This window comes from Pyramidobacter sp. CG50-2, from assembly GCF_003612005.1.
In the GTDB taxonomy this organism is placed as follows: domain Bacteria; phylum Synergistota; class Synergistia; order Synergistales; family Dethiosulfovibrionaceae; genus Pyramidobacter.
The window spans coordinates 1-521 of record NZ_RAWT01000116.1; the positions used below are offsets into that span (position 1 = coordinate 1).

Here is a 521-nt window from a genome sequence, read left to right on the forward strand (position 1 = left end):
AAATCTCACCGCTCAGACCATAAGGAGTATTACCGCAAGACAATGGATTGTTAGGTGCTTTAATTGAGAAATAGTATCAGTATCCCCCCAGTACAGGCAAGGCTACCGTCTGGTCCGTCGTCTACGATCTCGCAAACAAAAAAATCTACCGCGCCGAAGGCAATCCGCAGCGCTGTCCTTTCCGTCACGATCAGCGATTCCCGCTTTAAGAAAAAAGAGCCAAAAAAGGCCGGCCCGCGGCGGGAAAGATTTTCCGCAGCGGGCCGGCGATTTTTGAGCGAAGATTTTTAAGCGAAGATTTTCGAGCGGAGACAAGGAAGAGAAAAAGAGAAGAAGGAAGAAGCAAAGAAAAAGAAGGAAGAAGAAGGAAGAAGTAAGGAAGAAAAAAAACAGAGACACGGGCGAGGACCTACTCTCCCGCGAAGCGAATCGCAGTACCATCGGCGCGTGAGGGCTTAACTGCCGGGTTCGGCATGGGACCGGGTGGACCCCCTCCGCATTTATCACCAGTATCTCTGTTC

1 rRNA gene is annotated in these 521 nt (G+C 50.5%); it reads right to left on the reverse strand.

The window, feature by feature from the left end:
* Window positions 1-396 precede the first annotated feature (396 nt).
* Window positions 397-511: ribosomal RNA gene (gene rrf / locus D7D26_RS12055) — 5S ribosomal RNA — on the reverse strand.
* Between the last annotated feature and the right edge of the window lie 10 nt (window positions 512-521).